Annotated in this window: 24 protein-coding genes; 16 read left to right on the top strand and 8 right to left on the bottom strand. The window is 73.0% G+C overall.

Features of this window, described 5'->3' with window-relative positions; all coding sequences use genetic code 11:
- From KGA66_RS21915 to KGA66_RS21900, 4 genes are all read left to right on the top strand, one after another.
- Positions 1–621 (top strand): RNA polymerase sigma factor (locus tag KGA66_RS21915; RefSeq protein ID WP_211470082.1); only part of this gene is annotated, 621 nt, incomplete at its 5' end.
- The gene (locus KGA66_RS21910; protein WP_211470080.1) at positions 618–1,154 is read left to right on the top strand and encodes a hypothetical protein; all 537 of its coding nucleotides are present in this window, start codon (positions 618–620) and stop codon (positions 1,152–1,154) included. The genes KGA66_RS21915 and KGA66_RS21910, both read left to right, overlap by 4 nt.
- A gap of 151 nt (positions 1,155–1,305) precedes the next feature.
- The gene (locus KGA66_RS21905) at positions 1,306–4,119 is read left to right on the top strand and encodes a CHAT domain-containing protein (protein WP_211470078.1); all 2,814 of its coding nucleotides are present in this window, start codon (positions 1,306–1,308) and stop codon (positions 4,117–4,119) included.
- 88 nt (positions 4,120–4,207) lie between these two features.
- A complete protein-coding gene (locus KGA66_RS21900) occupies positions 4,208–5,191 on the top strand; it encodes an aldo/keto reductase (protein WP_211470076.1) in 984 nt (327 codons plus the stop codon).
- A gap of 110 nt (positions 5,192–5,301) precedes the next feature.
- Here the strand turns inward: KGA66_RS21900 and KGA66_RS21895 are convergent, their stop codons facing one another.
- From KGA66_RS21895 to KGA66_RS21880, 4 genes are all read right to left on the bottom strand, one after another.
- A complete protein-coding gene (locus KGA66_RS21895; protein ID WP_211470074.1) occupies positions 5,302–6,723 on the bottom strand; it encodes a cellulose binding domain-containing protein in 1,422 nt (473 codons plus the stop codon).
- Positions 6,724–6,816: 93 nt separating this feature from the next.
- A complete protein-coding gene (locus KGA66_RS21890; protein WP_211470072.1) occupies positions 6,817–7,191 on the bottom strand; it encodes an anti-sigma factor antagonist in 375 nt (124 codons plus the stop codon).
- Between the two features lie 83 nt (positions 7,192–7,274).
- Positions 7,275–8,054 (bottom strand): SDR family oxidoreductase, encoded by a 780-nt coding sequence (locus KGA66_RS21885; RefSeq protein ID WP_369015932.1) that lies wholly within the window; start codon positions 8,052–8,054, stop codon positions 7,275–7,277.
- A gap of 208 nt (positions 8,055–8,262) precedes the next feature.
- Positions 8,263–9,096, bottom strand: coding sequence for an SDR family oxidoreductase (locus tag KGA66_RS21880; protein ID WP_211470069.1), 834 nt, complete (start codon positions 9,094–9,096; stop codon positions 8,263–8,265).
- A 186-nt stretch (positions 9,097–9,282) separates the two neighbouring features.
- Between KGA66_RS21880 and KGA66_RS21875 the strand changes: the two genes are divergently transcribed.
- Entirely contained in the window at positions 9,283–9,972 is a 690-nt protein-coding gene (locus KGA66_RS21875) for an HAD family hydrolase (protein WP_211470068.1), read from the top strand.
- Here KGA66_RS21875 and KGA66_RS21870 read toward each other — a convergent pair.
- Entirely contained in the window at positions 9,960–10,583 is a 624-nt protein-coding gene (locus KGA66_RS21870; protein WP_438822072.1) for a TetR/AcrR family transcriptional regulator, read from the bottom strand. The genes KGA66_RS21875 and KGA66_RS21870 overlap by 13 nt on opposite strands.
- Before the next feature lie 293 nt (positions 10,584–10,876).
- Between KGA66_RS21870 and KGA66_RS21865 the strand changes: the two genes are divergently transcribed.
- From KGA66_RS21865 to KGA66_RS21855, 3 genes are all read left to right on the top strand, one after another.
- Positions 10,877–11,860, top strand: coding sequence for an NADPH:quinone oxidoreductase family protein (locus tag KGA66_RS21865; protein ID WP_246508255.1), 984 nt, complete (start codon positions 10,877–10,879; stop codon positions 11,858–11,860).
- A gap of 123 nt (positions 11,861–11,983) precedes the next feature.
- A complete protein-coding gene (locus KGA66_RS21860; protein WP_211470065.1) occupies positions 11,984–12,379 on the top strand; it encodes a VOC family protein in 396 nt (131 codons plus the stop codon).
- Between the two features lie 163 nt (positions 12,380–12,542).
- Complete coding sequence (locus tag KGA66_RS21855) at positions 12,543–12,890, top strand: nuclear transport factor 2 family protein (RefSeq protein ID WP_211470064.1); 348 nt, start codon at positions 12,543–12,545, stop codon at positions 12,888–12,890.
- Positions 12,891–12,931: 41 nt separating this feature from the next.
- Here KGA66_RS21855 and KGA66_RS21850 read toward each other — a convergent pair whose 3' ends face one another.
- Entirely contained in the window at positions 12,932–13,636 is a 705-nt protein-coding gene (locus tag KGA66_RS21850) for a peptidyl-tRNA hydrolase (protein ID WP_438822071.1), read from the bottom strand.
- Positions 13,637–13,722: 86 nt separating this feature from the next.
- On the opposite strand from KGA66_RS21850, the gene KGA66_RS21845 reads away from it, so the two are divergent.
- The 4 genes from KGA66_RS21845 (at position 13,723) to KGA66_RS21830 (ending at position 17,455) form a co-directional block, all read left to right on the top strand.
- Complete coding sequence (locus KGA66_RS21845; protein WP_211470062.1) at positions 13,723–14,871, top strand: glycerate kinase; 1,149 nt, start codon at positions 13,723–13,725, stop codon at positions 14,869–14,871.
- Between the two features lie 251 nt (positions 14,872–15,122).
- Positions 15,123–15,944 (top strand): VOC family protein, encoded by an 822-nt coding sequence (locus tag KGA66_RS31805; RefSeq protein ID WP_211470061.1) that lies wholly within the window; start codon positions 15,123–15,125, stop codon positions 15,942–15,944.
- Positions 15,945–15,981: 37 nt separating this feature from the next.
- Positions 15,982–16,776 (top strand): acVLRF1 family peptidyl-tRNA hydrolase, encoded by a 795-nt coding sequence (locus tag KGA66_RS21835; protein ID WP_211470060.1) that lies wholly within the window; start codon positions 15,982–15,984, stop codon positions 16,774–16,776.
- A gap of 88 nt (positions 16,777–16,864) precedes the next feature.
- Positions 16,865–17,455 carry a DNA-3-methyladenine glycosylase I gene (locus tag KGA66_RS21830; protein WP_211470059.1) on the top strand — a complete coding sequence of 197 codons (591 nt, stop codon included), beginning with the start codon at positions 16,865–16,867 and terminating at the stop codon, positions 17,453–17,455.
- 44 nt (positions 17,456–17,499) lie between these two features.
- On the opposite strand, the gene KGA66_RS21825 is transcribed toward KGA66_RS21830, so the two are convergent.
- Positions 17,500–18,168: an O-methyltransferase gene (locus tag KGA66_RS21825; RefSeq protein ID WP_211470058.1), complete on the bottom strand. Its 669-nt coding sequence runs from the start codon at positions 18,166–18,168 to the stop codon at positions 17,500–17,502.
- Between the two features lie 173 nt (positions 18,169–18,341).
- Positions 18,342–18,716 (bottom strand): cupin domain-containing protein, encoded by a 375-nt coding sequence (locus tag KGA66_RS21820; protein ID WP_211470057.1) that lies wholly within the window; start codon positions 18,714–18,716, stop codon positions 18,342–18,344.
- Between the two features lie 128 nt (positions 18,717–18,844).
- On the opposite strand from KGA66_RS21820, the gene KGA66_RS21815 reads away from it, so the two are divergent.
- From KGA66_RS21815 to KGA66_RS21800, 4 genes are all read left to right on the top strand, one after another.
- Positions 18,845–19,363: a MarR family winged helix-turn-helix transcriptional regulator gene (locus tag KGA66_RS21815; RefSeq protein ID WP_211470056.1), complete on the top strand. Its 519-nt coding sequence runs from the start codon at positions 18,845–18,847 to the stop codon at positions 19,361–19,363.
- 95 nt (positions 19,364–19,458) lie between these two features.
- Positions 19,459–20,370, top strand: coding sequence for an NAD-dependent epimerase/dehydratase family protein (locus KGA66_RS21810; RefSeq protein WP_211470055.1), 912 nt, complete (start codon positions 19,459–19,461; stop codon positions 20,368–20,370).
- Positions 20,371–20,433: 63 nt separating this feature from the next.
- Positions 20,434–21,408, top strand: coding sequence for an aldo/keto reductase (locus KGA66_RS21805; protein WP_211470083.1), 975 nt, complete (start codon positions 20,434–20,436; stop codon positions 21,406–21,408).
- A gap of 88 nt (positions 21,409–21,496) precedes the next feature.
- A complete protein-coding gene (locus tag KGA66_RS21800; protein WP_211470054.1) occupies positions 21,497–22,672 on the top strand; it encodes a recombinase family protein in 1,176 nt (391 codons plus the stop codon).
- Positions 22,673–22,887 lie beyond the last annotated feature (215 nt).

Genomic DNA, 22,887 nt, shown 5'->3' with positions numbered 1-22,887 from the left:
CTCCCGGAGCCCGCGGCGCCCGGTCCGCGCGCACCGGAAACGGAACCGGGACACCTGGACCGGCGCGACCGGCTCGCCGCGCTGCTGATGCGCGCCCAGAGCGGGCACAAGGAGAGCCTGAACGGGATCGTGGTCGAACTCAGTCCCCTGCTCTGGCAGGTCGCCCGCGCGCAGGGGCTGGACCGCGAGGCCGCCGCCGACGTGCTCCAGTGCACCTGGCTGAGCCTGCTGCGCCACCTCGATCAGGTCCACTCGCCCGCGGCGCTGACGGCCTGGCTGGTCACCGCGACGAAGCGGGAGGCGTGGCGGGTCAGTGCCGCGCGCCGCGCCGAACACATCGTGGACGGCGACCGGATGACCGACGTGGCCGACCCGCAACCCCAGCCCGAGGAGCGCGTCCTGCTCGCCGAACGCCACCGCGACGTCTGGAAGGCGGTGCGCCTGCTGCCGGGCCGCTGTCAGGAACTGCTGCGGGTCGTCGCCTTCACGCACCGGCCCGACTACGACGCGGTGGCCGTCGCCCTGGGCATGCCGCGCGGCAGCATCGGCCCGACCCGCGGCCGCTGCCTCGCCAAGCTCAGAACCCTGCTGGACCCCGACGCGAACGGATGGCCGGCATGAACGGGCACAGCGGTTCCGGCGAGGCGGACCGGATCGCCGCCTCGGCCGCGGCCTTGATCGACGCGCACGACGAGGAACTGCTGCGCCTGCTGCGCGAGTGCCACGAGCAACTGGACCCGATGCCCGACAGCGTCGTGCAGCGCAGCCTGTTCGCCCTCGCCGTCGAGGACATCGACGCCGAGGTGCTGCGCCTGGCCGAGGAGTACCGGCCGGCGGCGGGGGTGCGCGGCGACGCGGGCGACGAGGGCGAGCAGGCGCGCGTCGTGACCTTCGACAGCGACAGCCTCACCATCATGATCCGCATCAGCCGGCACGCCGAGTCGGTTCGCATCGACGGCTGGCTCGCCCCGCCGCAGTCCTGCCGGGTCGAACTGCGCAGCGGGCAGCGGACCCTGGCCGCGGCCGTGGACGCCGAGGGGCGCTTCGTGCTCGACGCGATCCCGCGCGGCCTGGCCCAGTTGGTGGTGCGTCTCGGCGAAGCCCTGACAGGAAGCGGCGGCCCGTCCATACTGACACCGGCGATAGTGCTCTGAGGGATGCTGCGGTTGGTCAATGCAGTGTTCATCAATGCGCTGTTGATTGAACGCTGTACACATTAACCGTGTTCATCGAACGCTGTGGCTCGGCCGCGGGCGGCCCGGCCAGGCGGCGAGCGGGCGCTCTGGGAGGGAAGCACGCGGCGCTATGGCGGCTCGGGCAGGCGCGGCGGAAGGGGCGCGCGCGGCGCGGCGCGGCGCGGCTGCGCCACAGCCGGGCACGCCTGCGACCGAACCGTTGATCGAAGCGGCCCTCGACCACCACCGCCGCGGGCTGGCCGCGGGCGCGGCCGGCCGCCCGGCAGCCGCCGCCGAGCACTTCCGGGCCGGACTGCGCCTGCTCGACGCGAAGCCGGCGCCCGAAAACCGCACCGCATCCGAAAGCAGCACCGCATCTGAAGGCAGCACCGCATCTGAAGGCAGCACCGCCCCCGGAAACGGCTCGGCGCCGAAAACCCGGCCCGCGCTCGAACCGTCACCGGCGCGCAGCGCCCACGCCGCGGCGGCCCGGCTGCTGACCAGCCTCGCCCACGCGGAAGCCGAACTCGGGCGGGTCGAGCGCGGCCTGGAACTGCTGGAGCGCGCCGAGCCGCTGGCCGACCCCGGCCAACGCGCGGTGGTACTCTCCCAGCGCGGCCTGCTGCTGTGGCGCGCCGGGCGCTACCAGGCGGCGCTGCCCTGCTTCGACGAGGCGATCCCGCTGCTGGCACAGCACCCGGACCAACTCGTCCTGGCGCGGGTCCTGCTCAACCGCGGCGGGCTGAGCCTGGGCACCGGAAGACTCGCGGCGGCGCGCGCCGACCTGCGACGCAGCGAACAGATCGCGCGGCGGGCCGGCGACCGGACGCTCGCCGCGAAAGCGGTGCACAACGCAGGGTACTGCGACTTGTTGCTCGGCAACATCCCGGCGGCGCTCGACGCGTTCGGCCGCGCCGAGGAGGCGTACCGCCGGCAGGCCCCCGGCAACCTCGCGGTGCTGCAGGTCGACCGCGCCCGAGCGCTGCTCGCGGCGGGCCTGGCCGACGAGGCGGCCGCGGGGCTCGAAGCCGCGATCGCCGCCTTCCGCGACCAGCGGCTGAGCCAGGACCGCGCCGAGGCGGAACTCGCCCTCGCCCAAGCGCTGGCCGCCGCCGGCAAGCCCGCCGACGCCGCGCTGCGCGCACGTCAGGCACAACGCCACTTCCTCGCCCGCGGCAACGAGACCTGGGCCGCGCTGGCCGAACTGGCCAAGGCACGCGCCGACCTGTCCGCGCTCGCCGCGCCGGCACCCGGCGGCGAAACCCCGGTCGACGCGCCGGCGGCATCCCTCACCCGGCTGGCCGCCCGCGCCGACCGGCTCGCGGACCGGCTGCGCGACCTCGGCCTGCCGCACGACGCCGCGCTCGCCCGGCTGCTGGCAGCCAGAGCCCTGACACGTGCCGGCAAGCCCGCCGAGCGCATCGGCGCGCTGCTGGCCGACGGGCGTGCCAGCGGTCCCGCCGCACCCCTGGAACTTCGGCTCTTCGCGCACCTGGCCCGCGCCGAACACGCCGCCGCGCGGGGCGAGCGCGCCGGCGCCCTGGCCGAACTGCGCCGCGGCCTGAACCGGCTGGACGAGCAGCGCCGCACCCTCGGCAGCCTGGACCTGCAGGCCGGCACCGCCGCGCTCGGCCGCGAACTGACCGCCGCCGGCCTGCGCCTGGCCCTGGCCGGCGGCAGCGTGCGCTCGATCTTCGCCTGGTCCGAACGCTCCCGCGCCCAGGCATTCCGCACCCGTCCGGTCCGCTCGCCCGACGACCCGGCCACGGCCGCGGACATCGCCGAATTCCGCCAACTCGACCAGCGCCTGCGCGCCGCGCAACTGGACGGCCGCACCGACCCGGACGCGCGCCAGCGGCACGCCGCGCTCCAACGCCGCCTACGCGAGCGGTCCTGGACGGCCTCGGGCGGCGCACCGCACGGCGCCGCCCGCCGAAGCCCGGGCACCGGCCCCGCCGCACTCGTGACGCTGCGCGAGGTCGCCGCGGAACTCGACGCCTGCGGCCACGCCATGATCAGCCTGCTGCGACAGGAGGAGCGGCTGCTCGGTCTCGTCCTGGCCGGCGGGCGCGCCCGCCTGGTGGACCTCGGCCACTACCCGCGCGCCCTCGAAGCGGGCCACCGGCTGCTCGGCGACCTCGAAGCACGGGTCGCCCGCAGCCTGCCCGCCCGGCTGCAGGCGGTCGTCGAGCAGTCGATCCGCCGCCAACTGGCCACGCTCAGCGAGCAGATCACCGCACCGCTGCGGCCGCTCCTGCGCGACCTGCCGCTGGTCGTGGTGCCCACCGGACCGATGGCGGCCGTCCCCTGGGGCCTGCTGCCGGACCTGCGCGGCCGCCCGGTCACCGTGAGCCCCTCCGCGCAGCTGTGGCTCGCCGCCCGCCGTGCGCAGCGCACCGCGACCGGAACCCCCGACGCGCGGCCCGTCCTGGTCGCGGGCCCGCGGCTCGCCCACGCCGAGGCCGAGATCGAGGCCATCTCGGCCCTTTATCCCCGGCCGGTCGTGCTCACCGGCGCGGCGGCGACCGTCGAGGCCACGCTGCGCGCCATGGACGGTGCGCACACCGTGCACCTGGCCGCGCACGGCCACCACGAGCGCGGAAACGTCATGTTCGCCCGCGTCGACCTGGCCGACGGCCCGCTGATGGCCTACGACCTGCAACGCCTCGCCAAGCCTCCGCAGCGGGCGATCCTTTCCGCCTGCGAACTCGGCCGCGCCGACATCCGCGCCGGCGACGAGCATCTCGGATTCACCGCCGCACTGCTCTACGCGGGCACCGCGACGGTCGTCTCCAGCGGCACCCTGATCCCCGACGCCGCGGCTCCCGCGCTCATGGCCGCGCTGCACCGGGCGCTGTCCGCGGGCACGGCTCCGGGCGCCGCGCTCGCCGCCGCGACGACCCAGGACCGCGCCGGGCCCTTCGTGTGCTTCGGCGCCGGCTGACGCACGCCCGGCGAGAGCTGCTTTCCGGGGCCGCTCCCCGCTGGCGCGGCTGATTTGATCTCACCGCCCGCGGCGTAAGGTAAGGCGCATGGAACACAGAGTCTTGGGTCGCACCGGGCGCATGGTCGGCGTGATCGGCCTCGGCGCCTGGCAACTGGGCGCCGACTGGGGCGAGGTCAGCGAGGACGACGCGCTGGAGACCCTCGGCGCCGCGCTCGCCGCGGGTGTCGACTTCATCGACACCGCCGACGTGTACGGCGACGGGCGCAGCGAGCAGATCATCGGCCGCCTGCTGCGCGAACACCCGGGAGCGGGGCTGACGGTGGCCACCAAGATGGGCCGCCGGGTCGCCCTCGACCCCGGGCTCTACACCCTGGAGAACTTCCGCGCCTGGACCGAGCGCTCCCGCGCGAACCTCGGCGTCGAGACGCTGGACCTGGTGCAGCTGCACTGCCCGCCGGAGCCGGTTTACAGCTCACCGGCCGTGTACGAGGCGCTGGACACGCTGGTCGCGGAGAAGCGCGTCGCCGCCTACGGCGTCAGCGTCGAGACCTGCGAGCAGGCGCTCACCGCGATCGCGCATCCGGGCGTGGCCACCGTGCAGATCATCCTCAACGCCTTCCGGCTCAAGCCGCTGGAGCGGGTGCTGCCCGCGGCGGCGGCCGCCGGGGTCGGCATCATCGCGCGCGTCCCGCTGGCCAGCGGGCTGCTGTCCGGCAAGTACGACGCGGCGACGAGCTTCGCCGCGAACGACCACCGCAACTACAACCGGCACGGCGAGGCCTTCGACGTCGGCGAGACCTTCTCCGGGGTCGACTACGACACCGGCCTGGAGGCGGTGCGCCGGCTGCGGCCGCTGGTGCCCGGGGGCGCGAGCACCGCGCAGTTCGCGCTGCGCTGGATCCTGGACCAGCCGGGTGTCAGCGTCGTGATCCCGGGGGCGCGCAACCCGCAGCAGGCCGCTGCGAATGCGGCCGCGGCCGACCTCGCCGCGCTGCCCGAGCAGACGCACTGCGGCGTGCGGGCCGTCTACGACGAACTGATCCGCGCTCAGGTGCACGAGCGCTGGTAGTGCGCCGTCCGCCGCGCGAGACTCCCCTCCGCGGCATTCTCAGGACACGGATATGCCGCGGGGGCGCCCGGACCGGGCGCCCCCGCGGCGTTCCAGTGTCGCCTTGCCCGTCAGCCGGCCGTGCAGCTCAAGCCGGTCAGCGCCTGGTTGGCTCCGTTGACCACCATGCCCCAGGACGTGTTCGCGCCCGGTGACAGAGAGCCGTTGTAGCTGACCGAAGTGGCCGTGACGTTCTGTCCGCTCTGTGTCGCCGTCGCGTTCCACGCGCTCGCGATCGTCTGGCTGCCCGGGAAGGAGAAGTGCACCGTCCACTTCGAGATCGCGGCCGTACCGGAGTCGGACACCGTGAAGTTCAACTGGTAGCCGCCGCTCCAGGACCCGGCGAGGGAGGAGGTCACCGCGCACCCGGAGTTGCCCGAGCCGGAACTCTGCGACGGGGACGCGCTCGGCGAGGACGACGGCGAGGAACTGGGCGACGAACTCGGCGACGCCGAGGCCGAGGGCGACGAACTCGGGCTCGAACTCGCGCTCGCGCTCGGCGACGGTCCGCCGGTACCGGCCGAGGTCGTGTACGTGGCCTGAGTGTAGGCCGCGCTGCACTGGGAACCGCACGAGGACGGCAGCGCGAAGCTGTAGATCCGCCCGCCGTTGAGCGGCTGGTCCGAAGCGTCCGTCACCTTGATCTGGTACTGCGAGCCGCCGGGCGTGGTGGCGCCGATGATGTACGCCTGACCCATGTCGCCGTCCATCGTCGCGGACGTCCAGGCGCCGTTCTGGTAGTACTGGATGCCGTGGATGCCGTTGGGCAGCCGGGAGACCGAGATCGCGGGCCACCAGGCCTGCGCACCCTGCAGGAAGCCGATGTTGATGTCGCCGGTGTAGTTGGGCGCGGACTCGAACTGCCAGCTGATGTGCCGGTTGTTCCACTTGTCCAGCAGGTTGCCGACCGGCGCGCCGTTGAGCACGAAGTTGTTGATCGAGCTGGTGACCAGGTCCAGGTGGTACGGGTCGTCGCGGCACCAGGCGTTGGAGTCGGCGCAGCTGTCGGCCACGAGCATGTCCAGCGTCGCGCCGTTGTAGTTGTCCGCCACCCACGAGCCGTTGCGGCAGAACGGCTCGTTCTGCGCGCCGTCGTTGGTGCCGGTGCAGTAGTCGCCGATGCTGACCTTCACCCAGCGGTCGCAGTTCAGGCCGTTGTCGAACATGCCGAGGATACTCGACTGCGACGGGGGCACCGGGCGGGTGTAGGCGCTGTAGTCGCCCGGCGTGTTGAACACGTTCAGGGCGACGAAGTACTGGGACTCCAGGTTCGCCTGGGGCATCCCGCAGCCGCCGTACGGCTGGCCCAGCCCGTCGAAGTGGGTCGCGTTCCCGGTCACCGGGGTCGGCGTGCCCGAGACGGTCAGCGCGGAGGCGGGGCTCTGCGCCGCCAGCACGCCCGCGGCGGCGGTCAGGAAGGCGCACAGGGCCGCCAACGCGGCTCGGATCGTGCTCTGACGTCTGGTTCTGGTACGGATCGGCTTAGCGCGCAACGGTCGCTCCCTCGCTTTGAACGGCACCAAGATGGTGAACGCGAGCGCCAAGCATGTCAACGTACTGTGAAACTTACACCGGAACCCGCGCGCTCAGCCCTGCGCCGCCGCGCGGCTCGCGTACAGCCGGTCCAGCCACCCGAACGCCTCCTCCAGCGTGGGGAAGTTCGGCATCACCCGCAGCAGCCCGGTGATCGTCAGCGTCTTGATCATGCGTGCGGGCGCGGCGACCAGGCACAGCCCGCCGCCGCCGGCCACGGCCCGCTTGGTCGCGCCGACCAGCACGCCCAGGCCGGAGCTGTCCAGGAACCGCAGGCCGCTTACCTCCACCGCGAGGAAGTGCCGGCCGCCGCTGGTGAGCCCGAGCAGGACCTCGCGCAGCACCGGCGCGGTGAACAGGTCCAGTTCCCCGCCCAGTTCGACGACCGTTCTGCCCCGGTCGTCCCAAGTCTCCGCATCCAGCCGCACATCCCCTGGGCACGTGCGCCGATCATCTTCGGTTCACCCGTGGCGGGCGCCCGCCTGCCGCGCGCGGTGCGCCACGCGGCCGCTCACCCGCCGAACCGCGCCTCGATCTCGCGCTGCAGCTTGTTCATGCCGCCGAGCCAGCGGTCCGGGTCGGCCGCCCGCGCCGCGTAGTACTCGGCGACCTCGGGATGCGGCAGGATCAGGAAGTCGTCTTGAGCCAGCCCTCGAAGCACGGCCTGCGCCACCTGCCGCGGCTCGATCGCGTTCGCCGCGAGCAGCGCCTGCCCGCCCGGACCGCTCTCCTCGAGCATCCGCGTGCGCACACCCTGAGGGCACACCGCGTGCACGCGCACGCCCCGGTGCCGGTAGGTCGCCGAGAGCCATTCGGCGAACGCGAGCGCCGCGTGCTTCGAGACCGCGTACGGCGCCGACCCGAGCATGGTCAGCAGGCCGGCCGCCGACACCGTGGAGACGAAGCAGCCCTCGCCGCGCCGCACCCACTCGGGCACCAGCTCCCGCGCCGCGCGCACGTGAGCCATCACGTTCACGTCCCACGCGGCCGCCCACACCTCCTCGGGCGCCTGTTCCCCGCCGGCCGGCCCGATGCCCGCGTTGGCGCAGTACACGTCGATCTCGCCGACCAGTTCCCGCGCCGAGGCGATCAGCAGCGCCACGCCGCTCTGCGTTGCGGCGTCCCCGGGCACCGCGAAACCGCCCAGTTCCCCGGCCAGCTCCCGCGCGGCCTGCGCGTCGACGTCGTTGACGACCACGCGCGCGCCCTCGGCGGCGAACGCGCGCGCCAGCTGCGCGCCGATGCCGCGCCCTGCTCCCGTCACCACCACCGCGGCGTCCCGCAGCCGCACCGGTGGCAGCCGTGTCGGCGAACCCTGCGTCACGGTCCCGGCCTCACCTGCGGCGTCAGCGCTCACGCTCTCCTCTTCCAAGGTTCTTCCACGGTGTCTTCGCGGTGTCCCAATTGATCGCAGCGTTCTACTGATCGCAGCGTTCTACTGATCGCGGTGTCCCACTGATCACAGCGTTCTACTGGTCCCGGCCGTGCGGCCCGGCCGGTCAGAACGCGGCGTGCAGTGTCACGCCGCCGTCGATCACCATGGTCTGCCCGGTGATCCAGCCCGCCTGGTCCGACAGCAGGAAGGCGACCGCCCCGGCGACGTCTTCGGGCACGCCGAGACGCTTGAGCGGATACGCCGCGGCGGCCTCTTGCTCGCGGCCCTCGTACAGCGCCGCGGCGAACTTCGTCTTCACCACGGCCGGCGCCACCGCGTTGACCCGGATACGCGGCCCCAGCTCGGTCGCCAGCTCCGTGGTCAGCCGGATCAGCGCGGCCTTGCTCACGCCGTACATGCCGATGCCGGGAGACGGATGCAGCCCGGCGATCGACGCCACGTTCACGATCGCGCCGCCGTGTTCGCCCATCCAGGCGTCGCGCACCCGGCGTACCCAGGCCAGCGGTGCGATGACGTTGACCGCGAAGATCTTCGCGGCCGCCGCCGGCTCGACGTCGAGGATCGAACCGGCGACGGGATTGATCCCGGTGTTGTTCACCAGCAGGTCCAGGCGGCCGAAGGTCGCCATGGCGCGTTCGACCGCCTCCTGCTGGTGCTGCGGGTCGTCGGCCTTTCCGGCGACGGCCAGCGCGTGCCGCGGGCCACCGAGCTGCTCGGCCGCCGCGGCGAGCGCGTCCGCGCCGCGCGCCGTGATGCACACCCGCGCTCCGCGCGAGACCAGCTCGCGGGCGATGCTCAGGCCGATCCCGCGGCTGGCGCCGGTCACCAGGGCCACCCGGTCCTCGAAGGCGCGGGCGGCGCCGGCCGGCGGGTGCGGCGCGGCCGAATCGGTGTCGAACGAGGCCACAGTCAGGCCGTCCTCTCGTGAGCGTCCCATCTCCCCGCACAGGGGTAAGCGCTCGCTTAGGATTTCCCGTCGTCCTGGCAGTGTCAAGGCATCCCGGGCCCCGCGGCGGCTTCAGTGGTCGGCGCCGAATCCGCGCCGCGGTGCGTTGACACCCGCCACCCGGCCTGGAGATGCTAAGCGAGCGCTTAGCCGTCTCCCGCCACCCAGGACGGACCCATGACCTTCACCCCGCCGAACGCCGGCCGCGCCCGCCGCGGACTGCTGACCGACTACGGCGGCGTGCTCACCACCAGCGTCTTCGAGTCCTTCCACGCATTCGAGCGCGCGGAAGGGCTGGAGCGCGGCGCGAGCGTCCGGCTGCTGCGCGACGACGCGCGCGCCGGGCGGCTACTGGCCGGCATGGAGACCGGCGCGACGGCCGCGGCGGCGTTCGAGGCCGAGATCGGCGCCATGCTCGGCGTCTCGCCGGGGGGCCTGCTCTCGCGGATGTTCGCCGCGACGCGGCCGCAGCCGGAGATGATCGACGCCGTCCGCGCCGCGCGCCGGGCCGGCGTGCGCACCGCCCTGCTCTCCAACTCCTGGGGCGAGGGCGGCTACCCTGAGGCGTCGTTCGCGCAGCTGTTCGACGCGGTGGTCATCTCCGGGCGGGTCGGGCTGCGCAAGCCCGACCCCGCGATCTACCGGCTGGCCGCCGACCGGCTCGGGCTGGAACCCGGCGACTGCGTCTTCGTCGACGACCTGCCCGGCAACCTCCAGCCCGCCGAGCGCCTCGGCATGGCCGTCATCCTGCACCGCGAACCGGCCGGCACCCTCGCCGCGCTCGGCCGCCTCCTCGGCCTCGACCTGACGCCCGGCCGTGCCGGGGCCGGCGCCGGGACCCGGGCCGATCCGGATCAGCCGCGATGACCGGCCATCCGCAGCGCGAGGTCTCCGTACAGCTCGCCCAACTGCTCCGGCGCGCGGTCGCCGGTGGCGCGGAACCAGCGGGCCACGTCTATGGTCAACGAGAGCAGAGCCAGCGTGGTGCCGCGCACGTCCGGCACGTCGAAGACGCCGGCGGCGACCCCGTCCTCCAGCGTCTGGCGCACCAGCGAGTCGATCTCGCGCCGCAGCGTCGCGATCTGCGCGCGGTGCTGTTCGGTGAGCGCGGCCATCTCGTAGTTGATCACGCGCGCGGTGGTGTGGTAGCGGGCGTGCCACGCGGTGATCGCGGCGATGACCGCGCGCAGCCGGTGCACGGGATCGTCGCTCACTACCGCCGCCGCGCGCACCACCTCGACCGTTCCGCGGTGCCCGATGAGGCTGATCTGGTAGAGCAGTTCCTCCTTGGACGGGAAGTGCACATAAACCCCGGCCGGGCTCAGTCCGGCCCGGGCCGCGATGTCCCGCGTGGCGGTGGCGTGGTAGCCGCGCGCGGCGAAAGCCTCGACGGCGCCGGTCAGCAGCCTGCGCGCGGCCGGTGCCAGCGGCTCGTCCAGCCACGCCTGCGCCAGGTCGCGCGCCTCCGCCGCGTCCAGTCCCGCCGCGCCGTCCTGCGGGCGAGGCCGCGCCTGCTCGGGCGGCTCGGCCCACTGCTCCGCCCGCGCTGCATCATCAGAGGCACGCACTGCCTGTTCACCGCCCCTTCCTCACACTCGCTCCCGCGTTTCGCGCGCGGCGGCGCTCTTACGCGGATGCGCGGCGGTGATTATCGCCGTACAGTCCCGGTCATTCTAAGCGGGCGCTTAGATTTCGTCCCGGTGTCCGAGCGCCGGGCACCGTCCGCCTTCCCGTCCCCTCCGCCCTCCTGTCCATGGAAAGGACGCACCGGATGAAAGCCTGGCAGGTCACCGAGCTCGGCGCACCGCGGCAGGCGCTGCGCCCGGCGCAGCTGCCCCGTCCCGAACCCGGCCCCGGCCAACTGCTGGTGCGGGTCGCCGCGAGCGCGCTGAACTTCCCCGACGTGCTGCTGTGCGCCGGGCTCTACCAGATCCGCCCGCCGCTGCCGTTCACCCCGGGCCTTGAGTTGTGCGGGCGGATCGAGGCGTTCGGCGAGGGCGTCTCGGGGTGGACGGCCGGCGAACGCGTCATCGGCAACCCGATCCTGCCCGGCGGCGCGTTCGCGGAGTATGCGCTCATGGACGCGGCCGACGCGTTCCGTGCGCCCGGTTCGCTCGGCGACGAGGCCGCGGCCGCGCTGCACATCGCCTATCAGACCGCGTGGATGGGCCTGCATCGCAGGGCACGCATTCAGCCGGGCGAGACGCTGCTGGTGCACGCGGCGGCCGGGGGCGTGGGCAGCGCGGCGATCCAGGTGGGCAGGGCCGCGGGCGCCCGGGTGGTCGCGGTGGTCGGCGGGCCGGGCAAGGCCGAGGTCGCGGCGAAGCTCGGCGCGCACGTCGTGGTCGACCGGCGCGAGCAGGACTTCGTCGCCGTGGTGAAGGAGTTCACCGGTGGACGCGGCGCGGACGTCGTCTTCGACCCGGTGGGCGGCGAGGCGTATACGGGCTCGACCAAGTGCGTGGCGTTCGAGGGCCGCATCGTGGTGGTCGGCTTCGCCGGCGGGACGGTGCCTGCGCCGGCGCTGAGTCACGCGCTGGTGAAGAACTACTCCATCCTCGGCCTGCACTGGGGCCTGTACCGGCAGAGGGACCCGGCGCAGGTCGCCGCCGCGCACGCCGAGCTGACCGCGCTCGCCGACCGGGGCGTCGTCGCGCCTCTGGTGAGCGGCCGGCTGGGCTTCGACGATGTGCCCGAGGGTCTCAGCCGCCTGGCGGCCGGGGACACCACAGGCAGGCTCGTCCTGGTGCTGTGACGCGGCGCGCCACGAGGCCGGCCCGTCGCCGTCAGGGGGCTGCGCCGACCGGCGTTGACCGGCGCGTATCTTGATGTCAAGATAGTCGATGTCAACAGATCCACCAGCCGTCGAGGGTACCCAATGGCCGAGCCGGTCTACAGTTTCACCCGCGTCCACCACGTGCAGCTGTCCGTCCCGCCCGGCGGCGAAGACGCCTCGCGCGCCTTCTGGCGCGACGCGCTCGGCCTGCGCGAACTGACGAAACCGCCGGTTCTCGCCGCGCGCGGCGGCTGCTGGTTCGCCGGCGACGGCGTCGAGGTGCACGTGGGCGTCGAGGCGCAGTTCGCCCCGGCCCGCAAGGCGCACCCGGCTCTGCTGGTAGGCGGGCTCAAGCAACTGGCCGCGCGGCTGGAAGGTCGCGGCGTCCCCGTGCTCTGGGACGAGGACTTCCCCGGCTACGACCGCTTCTACGCCCACGACCCGTTCGGCAACCGCGTCGAGTTCCTCGAAGCCCGCGCCGACACCCGCAGTTCCTGACCCGGGGAGACCCGCGGCTTTCGATCCTCGTGGGCGGGCGCCGCGCGGCGAGAGCACCGGCGTCGATGTCCGGAGTTTCGCGGGCAGGGACCCGGGCAGTGGGGGCGTACCGGCGGGCGCCGGCCGGCCGGCGGTGCGCATATCTCCAGGGAAGAAGCGACTCATGCAGGAAGACCAGGTCGAACGCAATCTCAAACACATGGATGACCTCGACTTCACCGGATGGAACAACGCCGACTGGAACGGCGTGTTCGCTCATCACCACGCCGACGACGTGCTGGTGGACTGGAAGGGGCAGGCACCGACCCGGGGAGTCGAGCAGCACATCGACGCCATGAAGGCGTACGTCGAATCGGCGGGGGGCACACCGCCTCAGATCACCTCCCACCCGATCGGGTTCGGCTCGGGGGAGTGGACCTGTGTCGTCGGCGAATTCGAAGGCGGAGGCCGGATGGTGACGGTCGCCAGGTGGCGGGACGGCGCGATCACCGAGGAATACATCTGGAGCTGACCGGGCCGCCTCGGAGCTGACCGGGCCGCCCGCGGCGCGGCTCAGCGTTCGAGCTGCGCGATGGCCGTCACCGACCCGGGTGCGATCTCGGTGAAGCCGGCGTCCCGCACCGTCGGCAGTCCGGCCGCCGCGAGGCCGGGCCAGTCCCGCGCGGCGGCGGTGCGCACCGCCAGCGGGAAACCGGCCGCCCGCCACGCCTCGGCGCTTCGCGGCGGCAGCGACCACCAGCCGAGTTGCGCGGCGTGCCCGGCTTGAGCCATCGCCTTGCCCGCGGTCATCCGCACCGCCGGGTTGAGCCACACCACCGGTTCGCCGGGCCGCGGCGAGCCCGGCGGCGCTGGGTCGTCCAGTTCGGTGCCGGAGACCTGCAACCGGGCCAGATCCTTCGGCCAGGCGTCCAGCGGCACCGGCGGATACACCCGTACCTCGGCCAGTTCACCGCGCGCCGTGATGCCGGGCAGCGCTTCGGCACGCCGCCATTCCGCGCCCCGCGCCCGCCGCACCACCTTGCGGATCCGGCCGTCCTGCCAGTCGCGCACCGCCGCGGCCCACTCGCCCTCGTCCGCCGACCGCTCGTCCGTCAGCAGCAGGAGCACCGCGCGCGCAGCCGTCTCCAGCGCGTCGGTCCGCGCCGGCGGCGCCTCCCGCTCGATGCGCACCACCAGCGGCAGCACGTACTGCGGCGCGGCGTCGCGGTCCTCGACGCGGCGGGCGAACGGATCGGTCGCGGTGCTCACGCGCTCCAGGATGCCGGACCGCCGTGCCGGGCGGGTAATCGCGGCGGCGGGAACGGCAGCCGGGGTGGCCCGCGGCGCGGTCTAGGGTTTGGCGCATGCCGCCTGCCGCGCCCCGCGTGCTGATCGCCCCGGACAAGTTCAAGGGCTCGGCCAGCGCCGGCCAGGTCGCCGAGAGCCTGGCGCTGGGAATCCGGCGCGCCGCGCCCGGCGCCCGGCTCACGCTGCTGCCCGTCGCGGACGGCGGCGACGGCACCGTGGACGCCGCCCTGGCCGCCGGGTTCAGCCGCCGCGAAGCGAGTGTCGCCGGACCGGTCGGCGACCCGGTGCGGGCCGCCTTCGCGCTGCGCGGCGAGACGGCCGTGATCGAGATGGCCGAGGCCGGCGGGCTGCGCCGGCTGCCGGAAGGCCGGCTGCGCCCGCTCGACGCGGGCACCCGCGGCACGGGCGAGCTGATCCGCGCCGCCCTCGACGCCGGAGCGACGCGGATCGTGCTCGGTGTCGGCGGCAGCGCGTCCACCGACGGCGGGGCAGGCATGCTCGCCGCGCTCGGCGCGCGGCTGCTCTCGGCCGACGGCCGCGACCTGCCCGGCGGCGGCGCGGCGCTGAACCGCCTCGCCGCGGCCGATCTGACCGCGCTGGACCCGCGCCTGGCCGCCGTGCGGATCGTGCTGGCCTCCGACGTGGACAACCCGCTGCTCGGCGAGCACGGCGCCGCGGCGGTCTACGGGCCGCAGAAGGGCGCGACCCGGCAGGACGTCGCGACACTGGAAGCCGGGCTCGCACGGTTCGTCGATGTGCTGTCGCGGACGCTCGGCCCGGCTGCGCCGCGGGCCGCGCGCTCGCCGGGCGCCGGCGCGGCCGGAGGCACGGGATTCGCCGCGCTGGCGGTCCTCGGCGCGACCCGCGAATCAGGCATCGAGGTTCTGCTCGACGTGCTCGGGTTCGACAGGGCGCTCGACGGCGCGGACCTCGTCGTCACCGGAGAGGGCTGCCTGGACCGGCAGACGCTGCACGGCAAGGCGCCGGCAGGCGTCGCCGCGGCGGCCCGCCGGCGCGGCGTACCCGTCGCGGCGGTCTGCGGCCGCCTCGACCTGAGCGCCGGCCAGGTCGCAGAAGCCGGATTCATCGGCGCGTACCCGCTGGCCGATCTGGAGCCGGACCCGCAGCGTTCGATGACACAGGTCGGCCCGCTGCTCGAACGGGTCGGCGAACGGCTGGCGGCGGACCTGCTGCCGCGCGGCTGATCCGAGCCGCCATCCGCCATCCGCCATCCGCCATCCGGCATCAGGAATCTGATCCACCTTGGTCTCGCGCCCCCGGAACGATCACGCATCTGCTGTGCTCGCCGTGCCCGGATCGCGCGGGCGGTCCCGCGGCCGGCCTCGTTGCCGCTCGCGGGGCCGGCGGCGACGAGGGTGACTCGGCGCCATCACCCGTTCGGCCGGACTTTCGGGTAATCCCGCGCCGGTCGCGGCAGACTGAGGCGCGGACCCGCGTGGCCGACGCGCCGCGCACCACGGCGGAGACGATCAGGGAGGCCGCGATGGCCGAGTTCACCGGATACGACGAGGGGACGCCCTGCTGGGTCGACCTGATGTGCCCAGATCTGGAACAGGCCAAGCACTTCTACGAGCCGGTGTTCGGCTGGGAGTACACCGACACCGGTCCCGAGTACGGCAACTACACGATGGCCACCAAGAACGGGAAGGTGATCGCCGGGCTCGCCCCGAGCCAGCCCGGCCAGCCCGCCCCTCCCGCGTGGGTGACCTACCTGTGGGCGGACGACGCGGACGCCGTGGCCGGGCGTGTCGTCAAGGCCGACGGCAACGTGTTCATGGGGCCGATGGACGTGCCGGGGGCCGGGCGGATGGCGCTCGCGCTCGACTCCACCGGCGCCGCCTTCGGGATCTGGCAGGGCCGTGAGCACCGCGGCGCGCAGTTGGCCAACGAACCGGGCTCGTTCACCTGGAACGAGAACCTCAACGACGACCCGGGCAAGGCGCGCGCGTTCTACGAGCGGGTGTTCGGCTACACCTACGAGCGCCTGCCCGACTGGCCCGGCGAGTACCACACCTTCAAGGTCAAGGACCAGGTGCGCGGCGGCGTCGGCGCGAAGCCGGCGCAGATCCCGCCGGGAACCCCGAACTTCTGGAACACCTACTTCTCGGTGGCCGACACCGACGAGACCGTGGCCGCGGCCACCCGCGCGGGCGGATCGGTGGGCCTGGAGCCGATGGACACCCCGGTCGGCCGGATGGCCGTGCTGATGGACCCGGCGGGCGCGCAGTTCTCGATCATCTCGGTCCCGAAGGGCTGAGTAGGGCCGGGCCCGCGCGCCGGTACTGTTTGCCGTCATGGCGAACAGACCGGCGGCGGGTGGCGGGGTGTGGGTCGACGTCGGCCCGCAGCGGTTCGCGCGCTGGTGCGAGGGCTTCGCGCGGCGGCACGGCGGTGCGCTGAGCAGGCCGCCGCGCCTGGTCGCCGACGACGCGGCCTGCGCGGGGCAGGCGCTTGAGCTCGCCGCGGCCGACGGCTCGACGGCGACCTGCTGCGTTCCGTTCCCGCCGCTCGCCGTCGCGGCCGACACCGGCTTGATCGACGCTCTGATCGCGCACACAAGCGCCGTGCGCATCGTCGGTGTGGTGCTCGTGCGCCGCGGTGGGTTCGCCGTCGGGCGGTTCGAGGGAGACCGGCTCCAGGAGTGGAAAGTCGGCGCCCGTCACGTGCAAGGCCGCACCAAGGCCGGCGGCTGGTCGCAGCAGCGCTTCGCCCGGCGCCGCGAAGGCCAGGCCCGTGAGGCGTACGCCGCGGCCGCCGACAACGCCGCGCGTATCCTCCTTCCACACGTCGGACGCCTCGATGCGCTCGTCCTTGGCGGCGATACCGGTGCGATCAGTGCGTTACGCGCCGATCAGCGCCTCAAGGCGCTGTGGTCCAAGGAGACCGCGCCGTTCCTGAACGTCGGCGACCCGAAGATGTCGGACCTGCGGACGGCGCCCGAGGCTTTCCGGGCCATCCGGATCAGGCTGGTCGAAGCGGCGCAGCCCGCGCAGCCGCCCCGGTCCTCAAGCTCAAGTGCCGAAAGCTCAAGTGCCGATGGCGGCCGGCCGCCCGGCGCTGTCGGTGCCCCATGGCAGGATCCTTCCTGAGCACCTGAGCACCTGAGCACCTGAGCACCTGAGCACCTGAGCACCTGAGCACCTGAGCACCTGAGCACGACACGGGACGGGCGAAACGATGGCCGAGGCACAGCGCACAGCACTCATCGGCGCGGACGGGCTGGCCCGCTGCCCGTGGGCCGGACAGAACCCGGAGTACATCGCCTACCACGACGAGGAGTGGGGCCGCGCGCTGCGCGGTGATGACGCGCTGTTCGAGCGGCTGTGCCTGGAGGCGTTCCAGTCCGGCCTTTCCTGGCTCACCATCCTGCGTAAGCGCCCCGCGTTCCGCGCCGCGTTCCAGGACTTCTCCATAGAGAAGGTCGCCGCCTTCGACGAGCATGACGTCGAGCGGCTGCTCGCGGACGCCGGGATCGTGCGCAACCGGCTGAAGATCAACGCGGCGATCGCCAACGCCCGCACGGCCGCCGCGCTCAGCGGCGGGCTGTCCGAGCTGGTCTGGTCCTTCGCCCCGGCCGAGGCCGTCCCCGCGCCGCGCCACACCGGCGAGGTGCCCGCGGTCACGGCCCAGTCCACCGCGATGGCCAAGGCGTTGAAGAAGGCGGGTTTCGTGTTCGTCGGCCCGACCACCTGCTACGCGCTCATGCAGGCATGCGGCCTCGTGGACGACCACCTCGCCGACTGCCACGCCCGGAGGTCCCGCGGCTGACCGGTCGGCCGGCCGTGACCCGAAACCGGACCGGCCGCCCTCGCTCAGCTCTCGACGAGCGCCAGAAGGAAACCGTCGTAGCCCTTGACGCCGGTCGTCTGGATCGCGGTCGCCGTCAGCCGCGGCTCGGCCGCGATCATGTCCAGCAACTGCCTTACACCCTGCACGGCCGGGTCCGGGCTGTCGGCCTCGACGACTCGGCCGTCGCGTACCACGTTGTCCACGACGATCACTGTGCCCGGCCGCGAAAGCCGCAGCGCCCACTCCAGGTAGAGCGCGTTCGACGGCTTGTCCGCGTCGATGAACACCATGTCGAACGGCTCCGGCCGCTGCTCGGCCAGGGCGGCCAGGCTGTCGGCGGCCCGCCCGACGCGCACCTGCGCCCGCTCGTCGACGCCCGCGGCCTTGAGGTTCGCGCGCGCCACCTCGGCGTGGTGCGGGTCGAGCTCCAGCGTGACCAGCAGGCCGTCCGGCGGCAGCGCCCGCGCCAGCCAGATCGTCGAGTAGCCGCCGAGCGTGCCGACCTCCAGGATCCGGCGCGCGCCGTGGATTCGCGCGATCAGGTTGAGCAGCCGACCGTGGGTCGGTGCGACCGCGATGTCGGGCAGCCCCTCGGCTTCGCTGCGCGCCCGAGCCGCCTCCAGTACCGGGTCCGCGGGCAGCAACGCCGCATTGAAGTACTCGTCGACCGCTGTCCACGTCTGCTGAGTCATGACTGCCCGCACCCGCTTCCGATCCGCCGATCACGTTCGCCTCTGCCGACGATAGCGGAACCGCGGGCGTCGAGAGCGTGGGGCGCCGGCGCACCGGGCCGAGAGCCAAGCCGGCCGCCCGGCCCACCGCCCGGCCGCGGCCCCGGTCGCAGTCGCCGTCGCAGTCGCGTCGGCTAAGCCGCCCAGGGCGGGCTGAGCACCGTGCCGTCCGCGAGCTCCGCTTCGAGCCCCGGGCTCGTGCTCACCCACATGGAGGCCGGTCCCGGGCCGAGGTTTTCAAGGTGCAGCAGCGCGCCCGCCGGCACGAGCGCGACGTCCCCGGCGGTGAGCGTGTGGGGCTCTGCTTCGAGCGTGATGCGTATGCGCCCTTCGATGACGGCGAAAGTCTCCTCGCGTGAGACGCGATGCGGCACGCCGGCCCCGACGTCGGGCAGCTCGGTGCGCCACAGGCGCAGCTCCTTACTACCGGTGGTTGACGATGCGTAAGAGACGAACCGGGCGCCGTGCGCCTCGAACACGACTGCTTCCTCGGAATGTATGACAGGCATCGGATAACCCTTCGCGGACGTGGGGAGAGGCGTCCCGCGCGAGTCGCGAGACGCCCACCCAGTAGACAAGTGACTTGACTAAATAGTCAAGTGAGTTGTCTTTATTGTCAAGGTGGCAGGATGGAGCCATGCACGACGGCGAGCCGCGGAAAGCGGCGGATGAGCGGCAAGAGACCGAGCCTGCCACGGCTGATCCAGGCTCCCGGGCCGACAACCTCGCGCTGGCCGCGCTGCTGCTCGGGGCGGCCGCCACGCTGGTCGACGGCATCCACGCCGCGGTGGCCGCGGCGGGTTTCGACGACCTGCGCCCGAGCCACGGCTTCGCCTTCGCGCGTATCGCCGCGGGCGAAACCACAGTCGGCGACGTGGCCGAGCACCTCGGCGTCACGAAGCAGGCCGCCAGCCAGCTCGTCGAGGAACTCGCGCGCAAGGGCTACCTCACCCGCCGCCCGCACCCCGGCGACGCGCGCGCCCGGCTGCTGGAGCTCACCGCGCGCGGCTGGGCCTGCACCCGCGCGGCCGACCTGGCGATGGCCGCGTTGATGGAGGACTGGGCCGCGGTGCTGGGCCGCAAACGCGTCGCGGCGCTGCGCGCCGACCTGGCCCGCGTCGTGCCTTCCGGGCCGCTGCGGCCCGCCGCTTGGTAGGTTTGATCCCGAAGATCGCGGGATCCCGCGCGGGTGCGCCGGAGGCGTCCGGGGCGTCGTGCGTTCACGCGCGCTCGACAATTGAGGCAGGGGCGGTGGCTGACGTGGCGGATGTGGCAGCGGGACAGGTCGCGGTGACGGGAGGCAGCGGCAAGCTCGGCCGCGCCGTCGTGGCGGAACTGCTCGACCACGGCTGGCAGGTGCACAACCTCGACCAGGCCGCGCCGCCGGGGCCCGCGCTCCCCGGCTCGGCCTTCACGCGCGTCGACCTGACCGACTACGGCCAGGTAGTCGAGGCGCTCACCGGGATCGACGACCGGCACCGCGGCCTGGACGCGGTCGTGCACCTGGCGGCCGTCCCCGGCCCGGGCATGGCCGGCAACGCCGCCACCTTCGCCAACAACATCCGCTGCTCGTACAACGTGTTCGCGGCCGCGCGCCTGGCCGGGATCCGCAACGTGGTGTGGGCGTCGAGCGAGACGGTGCTCGGCCTTCCGTTCGAGACCCCGCCGCCGTACATCCCCGTGGACGAGGAGTACGCCGCGCGCCCGGAGACCTCGTACTCGCTCGCCAAGCACCTCGACGAGCAGATGGCCGCGCAGTTCGCGCGCTGGGATCCGCGACTGAAGATCGTCGGTCTGCGTTTCTCCAACGTGATGGAGCCGCACGACTACGCGGCCTTCCCCGGGTTCGACGCCGACCCGTCGCTGCGCAAGTGGAATCTGTGGTCGTACATCGACGCCCGCGACGGCGCCATGGCGGTGCGCCGGGCGCTGGAGTACCCGGAGCCCGGCTTCGAGGTCTTCATCATCGCCAACGCGGACACGGTGATGGCCACGCGCACGAGCGCGGACCTCGCCGCCGAGGTCTTCCCAGGCGTGCCGGTGGTGCGCGAACTCGGCGAGCACGAGTCGCTGCTGTCGATCGAGAAGGCGCGGCGGGTACTCGGCTACGAACCGCGGCACAGTTGGCGCGACGAGGTGCGGGGCCGGGCGCGCGAGGCATGACCGGCGCGCGGCGCCGCGCGAGTACGCAGACGAAGCGAGGGACAGGGGAATAAGAGGATGGACATGCAGTACGTCAAGCTCGGCTCGACCGGCCTGGACGTCTCACGGCTCTGCGTCGGGTGCATGAGCTTCGGCGACCGCGCCCGCGGCGGCCACCAGTGGGTGCTCGACGAGGAAGCCTCGCGCGCGATGATCAAGCGGGCGCTGGAAGCCGGGGTCAACTTCTTCGACACCGCCAACAGCTACTCGGGCGGCAGCAGCGAGGAGATCACCGGCCGGGCACTGCGCGACTTCGCCCGCCGCGACGAGATCGTGCTGGCCACCAAGGTCTACTTCCCGGCGCGCCGCGGGCCCAACATCGGCGGGCTGTCCCGCAAGGCGATCTTCACCGAGATCGACAACAGCCTGCGCCGGCTCGGCACCGATTACGTGGACCTCTACCAGATACACCGCTGGGATCCGGCCACGCCGATCGAGGAGACCCTTGAGGCGCTGCACGACGTGGTCAAGGCCGGAAAGGCGCGCTACATCGGCGCGTCCTCCATGTTCGCGTGGCAGTTCACCAAGGCGCTCTACCTCGCGCGCGCACACGGCTGGACGCGGTTCGCGACCATGCAGAACCATTACAATCTTCTCTACCGCGAGGAGGAGCGCGAGATGCTGCCGCTGTGCGCGGACCAGGGCATCGGCGTGATTCCGTGGAGCCCGCTGGCGCGCGGGCGGCTGACCCGCGACTGGGAGGAGTCCAGCGAGCGGGCGGCGAGCGACCGGTACGCCTCGGCGCTCTACCACGACGGTGACCGGCGCATCGTCGAGGCGGTCGCCGCCGTCGCGCAGCGCCGCGGGCTCACGCGTGCGCAGGTCGCGTTGGCCTGGGTGTCACGCAATCCGGTGGTGACCGCGCCGATCGTCGGGGCGACCAAGCCGCAGCATCTGGAGGACGCGCTCGCCTCGCTGTCGGTGGAGTTGACGCCCGAGGAGGTCGCCGAGTTGGAGGTGCCCTACGCGCCGCACGAGGTCTCCGGGATCTCGGTCTGACAACGTGTGCGGCACGGGCCCTGATTTGATCGGACGGCGTCAGGCGCCACACGGTTATCAGGGTCCGTGCTGTCATGGCAGATCATCGGTGAACCCGGTTGGCGCAGTCGAGCCGTGCGGAACGCTGGACCTGCTCACCGACAACGGCCGGACCAACGCGCGATTGATCGTGTCGTTCAAGAACGGGCAGTCGGCCGACACCGCACGACGAGTGAAGGACATGCACGAAGCCTTGCAGGAACACGGCATTCCGACCGGCGGACACCGCCCGTTCGGCTGGAATGAGGACAAGCGCACCTTGCACCCGACCGAGGCCCCGTTGCTGCGCAAGGCCGTCGAGGACCTGTTGGGAGGGCGTAGCCTCGACGCGATCTGCGCGGAGTGGAACCGCAAGGGCGTACAGACAGCGCGCGGCAAGCAATGGCGCTCGACGAACCTGCGCACCATGCTGCGTAACCCGCGTATCGCCGGATACCGGATGCAGACCCTTGCGCGCGACGGTCAGCCCGGCGGCGGCCGGTACGCCACACTCAAAATCGGCCCGGACGGCAAACCAGTGATCGGGCAGTGGGAACGGCTGATCGATCCCAGGGAGTGGGAGGCCGTCAAGGCCATTCTTGGCGAAGCGCCCCGCCGAGGGGACGGCAAGAACGCGCGGGTGTACCTGTCCACGGGCACGCTGCGATGCGGCAAGTGCGACTGCGCCATGCGCGCGCAGAAGGCCACGCCGAGTGAGAACAAGCCCGCCGGTTTCTTCTGGTACACCTGCCCGAGCAAGGGTTCCGGCGGATGCGGCGGCGTGAAGATCAACGGGCCGGAGACTGACGAGGCAATCCGGGAAATCGTGCTGGCCAAATGGGAGCTAGAAGCCGCCACCCGCGAGACAACGCAGGCCCCCGAGGAGTGGGACGGAGCGGCCCAGCTTCAGCGTGTCCATGAGGACATGGCAGCGCTCAAGGCAGCCCGCCGCGCCGCCCAGCCGATCAGCGCAGAACGCTACTACGCCGATCTTGCCGAGTACGACGCCGAGGAACGCGAGCTGATCCGGCAACGCAACACGTTCATTCGCCGCGCCCACGCCGCCGCAAGCGAACCGGTCAGCCTCCGCGCCGACTGGATGTCAGGCAAGCTAGCGCTGTCCGAGCAGCGCGCCTACGTGCAGCGCGCACTGTCCGCTGTGACCGTCGCCCCCGCCGGACGCAAGGCCAAGGTCCCCGTAACCGAACGGCTCACCCCGATCCCCGCGCCACCACAGGAGATGTAAGCCGCCGAATACGACGAGGCAGGCCCGTACGCCGTCAGGCAGCACTTACGGGCCGCCTCTGCGCTCCCCTCAGCCAGCCGGTAACCGAGCGCAGCGTTCACCTGCCGCCATTGCTCATCCGACCAGGCCGGAAACGCCTGCGCCCAGGCCCGCGCCCACTCCCGCACACCGCCCGAGTGATCTTGCGAAGGGGCGCGGCCGGCGGTTTCACGGCC

Origin of the sequence: Actinocrinis puniceicyclus, from assembly GCF_018283645.1 — a bacterium.
GTDB lineage: Bacteria > Actinomycetota > Actinomycetes > Streptomycetales > Catenulisporaceae > Actinocrinis > Actinocrinis puniceicyclus.
Note: the sequence above shows the minus strand (reverse complement) of the source record. Positions and strands in the feature narration are given on the sequence as shown.

What these genes read in the sequence shown, in the direction of transcription:
- KGA66_RS21910 (WP_211470080.1), top strand. Translation starts at nt 618, where the DNA reads ATGAACGGGCACAGCGGTTCCGGCGAGGCGGACCGGATCGCCGCCTCG.
- KGA66_RS21905 (WP_211470078.1), top strand. Translation starts at nt 1,306, where the DNA reads ATGGCGGCTCGGGCAGGCGCGGCGGAAGGGGCGCGCGCGGCGCGGCGC.
- KGA66_RS21900 (WP_211470076.1), top strand. Translation starts at nt 4,208, where the DNA reads ATGGAACACAGAGTCTTGGGTCGCACCGGGCGCATGGTCGGCGTGATC.
- KGA66_RS21880 (WP_211470069.1), bottom strand. Translation starts at nt 9,096, where the DNA reads ATGGGACGCTCACGAGAGGACGGCCTGACTGTGGCCTCGTTCGACACC.
- KGA66_RS21875 (WP_211470068.1), top strand. Translation starts at nt 9,283, where the DNA reads ATGACCTTCACCCCGCCGAACGCCGGCCGCGCCCGCCGCGGACTGCTG.
- KGA66_RS21865 (WP_246508255.1), top strand. Translation starts at nt 10,877, where the DNA reads ATGAAAGCCTGGCAGGTCACCGAGCTCGGCGCACCGCGGCAGGCGCTG.
- KGA66_RS21860 (WP_211470065.1), top strand. Translation starts at nt 11,984, where the DNA reads ATGGCCGAGCCGGTCTACAGTTTCACCCGCGTCCACCACGTGCAGCTG.
- KGA66_RS21855 (WP_211470064.1), top strand. Translation starts at nt 12,543, where the DNA reads ATGCAGGAAGACCAGGTCGAACGCAATCTCAAACACATGGATGACCTC.
- KGA66_RS21845 (WP_211470062.1), top strand. Translation starts at nt 13,723, where the DNA reads ATGCCGCCTGCCGCGCCCCGCGTGCTGATCGCCCCGGACAAGTTCAAG.
- KGA66_RS21835 (WP_211470060.1), top strand. Translation starts at nt 15,982, where the DNA reads ATGGCGAACAGACCGGCGGCGGGTGGCGGGGTGTGGGTCGACGTCGGC.
- KGA66_RS21830 (WP_211470059.1), top strand. Translation starts at nt 16,865, where the DNA reads ATGGCCGAGGCACAGCGCACAGCACTCATCGGCGCGGACGGGCTGGCC.
- KGA66_RS21825 (WP_211470058.1), bottom strand. Translation starts at nt 18,168, where the DNA reads ATGACTCAGCAGACGTGGACAGCGGTCGACGAGTACTTCAATGCGGCG.
- KGA66_RS21820 (WP_211470057.1), bottom strand. Translation starts at nt 18,716, where the DNA reads ATGCCTGTCATACATTCCGAGGAAGCAGTCGTGTTCGAGGCGCACGGC.
- KGA66_RS21815 (WP_211470056.1), top strand. Translation starts at nt 18,845, where the DNA reads ATGCACGACGGCGAGCCGCGGAAAGCGGCGGATGAGCGGCAAGAGACC.
- KGA66_RS21805 (WP_211470083.1), top strand. Translation starts at nt 20,434, where the DNA reads ATGCAGTACGTCAAGCTCGGCTCGACCGGCCTGGACGTCTCACGGCTC.